This window comes from Pseudomonas sp. P5_A12, assembly GCF_056400685.1.
The window spans coordinates 1-4,293 of sequence record NZ_JBFUKU010000376.1; the positions used below are offsets into that span (position 1 = coordinate 1).

Here is a 4,293-nt window from a genome sequence, read left to right on the forward strand (position 1 = left end):
GTGCGCAGCCCGCAGAGCAACGGCATGGCCGAGAGCTTCGTGAAGACGATCAAGCGGGATTATGTGGCGCACATGCCCAAGCCGGATCGAGAAACGGCGCTGCGTAACCTGGCAATTGCCTTTGAGCATTACAACGAGCAGCATCCGCACAGCGCTTTGAACTATCGCTCACCGAGAGAATTCAGGCGCTTGGCAGTGGCATCCATTTAACGGGGAGTTGGTGTCCGGTTTTGTAGGGGCAAGTCCAGCTACTGCTTGGGCCTAATGTCAGTGAGGTGAATACGGGAGGGGAATCGACTGCGCTCAATTGGACGTTCTGGCAATCGACTTGTTGGCGAAGAGCATTATCGGCGTACTTCAACCTTGTAGAAGTGATCCTCAATGGAGAGCCGTCTACGGTCTGAAAACACTGCATCAGGAATCAGGTTCTTGATGCGCACATAGTGTCGACAGTTCAATTGGCGACTGAGATCTGAAATTGGCTTCACGGCTCTCAGGAATGAAGGATAGTCGGAGGTAGGAGCCGCCAGCACAGCACTGATGTTGGGCAGCGCTTTAGCATCCGCCTCGCGACTATCCGGCCAAGCACGACTGACATTGAGCACATTCTCATGAAGCTCGACAGTCAGGAGCATCTGCACTTTCCCGTTTGCATCAGCCCAACAAGGCGGGAAGTCCATGCCGCCATTAGCCTCCAGCCTATTCTTCAAAAACTGAATCTGGCCTTTGAGGTCGGAATTTTCCTTCCTTACAAGAATCGGATTGGAGCCGTCCTTTTTAAGCGCTTCGAACTGTTGATATTCCTTCTTAAGACTCTCAAGTTTTTGCTCAGGAGTCTCCCCGGGCAATGCAGACAACAATGGGTCTTCTTTGAAGGACTTCTCAAGCTTTTCAACGCCCGCCACCAGTTCTTTAACCTTCTCAGCAACACGGCCTGTATCCTCTAGCAGGGCCTTGTCCTCGGGCTTTTCAAGCCTGGCTTGCAACTGTTCCTTAAGCTCCTTGGAGAGCGAGAGGGCTTGCTCGATCTGCTCCTGAACAAGAGCCCCGTCGCCTTGGCCCTTTGCAGCATCAATTGCCTTCTGAATCTCACTAAGGGCCGTGATCTTGGCATCCTGATCAACAATCTGTTTCTTTAGCTTGGTGATTTCTTCGTGAGAACTGACGGAATCAATGAGATTCTTTATCACCTCTTCAGGGTTACTGATGCCGTTACCAGCAAGTGTCTCCGTAACCAACTGCATCGCTTTATCAAGGTCGGTCTTGTTTTGCTCGAAGTTACCGAGCCCCTCCAGCACCTCTCTGAGATCTTGGTTTTCTTTCTGTGCCAAGAAAACCATTGATCCCAAAAGAAACATTAGGATGAAAACCAATATGAAGGCAATTTCGGTCAACGAGAGCTGGAAAATTTGGTCGCTTTTATTCGACATGAACTTGCCTCAACCCGTTGCCAAAGAAGATTGAGGCTCGCTGCTGCGAGCAATAGTCTGGACAGACTCCATAAAAGCTTCAGCGTCTACGGAATGTCCAGCAACTGGCTGCGCATTATTCAACACGATCTGCATGAGGCTTTCATTGAGTACCTGCATTTGACCGTTAATATCAGCAATACCTTGCAGTTGGCCCGAGGTAGTTACCCCCTGATCCAACTGAGTCTTGTTGAGCTCAATCAGTTGCACCATGAGCTCACCAAGTGATCCGACAGAAGCCGTTGCTGCTCTGGCTTCGCTGGCAGATTGCTTCGCCATTTCCTCAAGGGAAACTATGGCAGGGGTGAGTTTTTCCATCGAGCCTTTAACCACATCGCCCATCTCGCCGGCGACTTGCGTGATATTCAGCCATGCTTGACGGAAGTCGCCTGCCACTTCGCGGTTTTCACCAAGACCATCCGCGAGCTTGGTCATAACGGCATTGACGCCTACAACCAACTCAGAATGCTCGCGGAGTTCGCCAAGCATTGCTCCCTGCTGAGTAGCCATAGTTTTGAGCATCTCTTCCTGATACGCCTGAAGTTGATCAATGGCCGATTGCTGCTGGCGCTTGATGGCAAACAAGAGCTCTTGCTGTTCTGTCGATATCGTCTGCGCTACTGACAGCACCTCACTGATCGACTCTGCCTGGGTATTGATCCTCTCGACCGACGACGAAACGCTTTTGGCTGCACTCTTAACGTTTTCAGAAACCTGCTTGACGCTCACCGTGGCATCAGTGGTCGTGTCATTGAGCTGAGCGATTGGAGCCGCAAGACGGCTAGAGAAAATGTCCTGCGGAAACTCAACCGCATTGAGACGATCAACCAGTGTCTTGATGAAATTTCTCAGGGTCTGATCGATTCCCTCACTGGTCTCAGAGGCCTTCGCTCGGTATTGCTCAAGGATCTGATTAAGGCCCATCGAAGCCGTGCGAATATCCTGGATTAAGCTCAGAATCGTAGCCTTGTTGAGTTCGGTCATTTCCTTGAAGAAGGTCTCCGTCTGCTGACGGTGCATCTCAGCCATGGAGTCRATCTGCTCTTTGACGCTCGAAACCGCAACCCTGGAGGCCTCAACAGCCTCACCACGGAAGACAACCAACTGATCGAACGAGCGAGAAAACTCGTCGGAGAGGCGACGGTATGAGCTCAGCACCAAGTCCTCGGCACTGTGTATCACGGACTCAGGATCTGGGCGGAAACTCACCAAGATCACCCGCACAATGACGCCCGCGCAGGTACTGATCATCGCCGCACCAAAACGCACGGCGACATCACTGAGGCCTGTCCCGATGTTTTGCAAATCAAACAGCGACGCAATAATCGAAGCAATAGTGAAAATAAAACCGAGGTAGTAGCAAGAGTCTGCGAACTTTTCATCAGAGACGGTTGTGTCGCGCTTGGTTGCTCCCAGCCAGATATACAGCCCCATCACCGTGAGCGGCAAAGCCAGGCCAAACACGTATGGGCTCGCGAGTACGAGACTGATCGCCGCAAAAAAAACCTTCAAACCAACGGCCACACCAAAAAGCTTTCTCAGATCAATTTTTGCAGGCATGGCTTAACCTTCCATTGTCTGGACACGAGTCAAACGTGCGCCAGTATTTTCAAAATAGTCTTCCCAAAACTTCAACTGTTTCATGGTCTGAAGCTTGGGGTATTTCATCAGGTAATGGAGTTCTACCTTAATCCCAGAGAGGTCGGTTTTACTGTGCTCGCCGTAGGCCGTCGCGGAGAATGACTTGAATTCCGGCACCCCCTTGAACATAGAGAAGCTCTCGGTGTTGGGGAGCATGTCAGAGAAAATAATGAGTGTTTTAGGGCCCTTCACTTTATGTGCCCGAAAGCCCTTGATCGAGGCTAACTGAATCATTTCAAAAACCGGTGAATACTTGGCCGGCTCTTGCGCCATCAGAGCATCCTCAAGCTTTAGGACAGGTTCCCTGAAGGACTCATTGAAACGATTGTCGATGCGTTTCAAATTGGCTGTCAGTTCGGACTTGCCATCACTTGTCCCGGGATTGCACTTCTCGAATATCGGTTCGGCATTTTTCTGATAATCCTCACCCAAGGCGAAAACCGAAAGCAAATAGCCCTCTGGCACGACTTGATCAGTCAACGATCCCAGCGCCTGAACAAAGGCTTGGCGCTGAATAAAGGAATAGGGGTCGGTATTGTCGACCAAGACCACGACATGGCCCAATGGCCCCTCCGCCGGACAGAGCGAAGCCTTATCAGCGCTCTTCGGCTTGGTGTATAGGTAATAACCAACTCCCCCCATTACACTGACAATGAACACAACTAATAACGTGATTTTGAGCCACTCGCCATTCCCATTAGACTGAGCATATTTGTTCGGCGTTGCATAACGAGATTTGATAGCCATAGTCTAGCCTTAGAGCTGCAGGTGAATTGCTTTGAGCTGATCGAAGCGGTTGTCGTAGGCCGATTGAATAGCCGCACGAATGCCCTCGACATCYGCCAGTAACGCATTCAACAGCCGCTCTTGCTCACGGTGCTTGGCCACCTCTTCGGTGGTGTTGAAGCTCGGAAAATCCAGATGCTGGAACTCTGGCATACCATCGAAATATGCAGGACGCGGTACTCCATTACGATGCATTTTGTTTTCGTCACGGAACGCCTTAATCAAGGCTTGAAGCATATTCTCGGCTTTGCTCAAGTGGTATTTCAGCTTGAGCTCAGAACTGCTTTTGTCTTCGACCAACCCACCGAAATCCAAAACGTTGACCTTGGCCTTCTCCACGTCCCGATTGAGGGATTCCAGCGTCATCTCTTTGATGCCGGTAATCTCTCCACGAACT

General features: G+C 50.8%; 5 protein-coding genes. 1 reads left to right on the forward strand and 4 read right to left on the reverse strand.

All coding sequences use genetic code 11. The annotated features are described in order from the left end of the window. The coding region (locus tag AC1DSG_RS28180) for an integrase core domain-containing protein (RefSeq protein ID WP_477793555.1) at positions 1–210 on the forward strand (210 nt) is incomplete at its 5' end. A 134-nt stretch (positions 211–344) separates the two neighbouring features. Here AC1DSG_RS28180 and AC1DSG_RS28185 read toward each other — a convergent pair. The 4 genes from AC1DSG_RS28185 to AC1DSG_RS28200 form a co-directional block, all read right to left on the reverse strand. Beyond that, positions 345–1,430 carry a hypothetical protein gene (locus AC1DSG_RS28185; protein ID WP_477793801.1) on the reverse strand — a complete coding sequence of 362 codons (1,086 nt, stop codon included), beginning with the start codon at positions 1,428–1,430 and terminating at the stop codon, positions 345–347. A 9-nt stretch (positions 1,431–1,439) separates the two neighbouring features. Beyond that, complete coding sequence (locus tag AC1DSG_RS28190; protein WP_477793802.1) at positions 1,440–3,029, reverse strand: hypothetical protein; 1,590 nt, start codon at positions 3,027–3,029, stop codon at positions 1,440–1,442. A 3-nt stretch (positions 3,030–3,032) separates the two neighbouring features. Further along, positions 3,033–3,857, reverse strand: coding sequence for a hypothetical protein (locus AC1DSG_RS28195; protein WP_477793803.1), 825 nt, complete (start codon positions 3,855–3,857; stop codon positions 3,033–3,035). Positions 3,858–3,866: 9 nt separating this feature from the next. Next, a partial coding sequence (locus AC1DSG_RS28200; protein WP_477793804.1) for a hypothetical protein occupies positions 3,867–4,293 on the reverse strand: 427 nt, incomplete at its 5' end.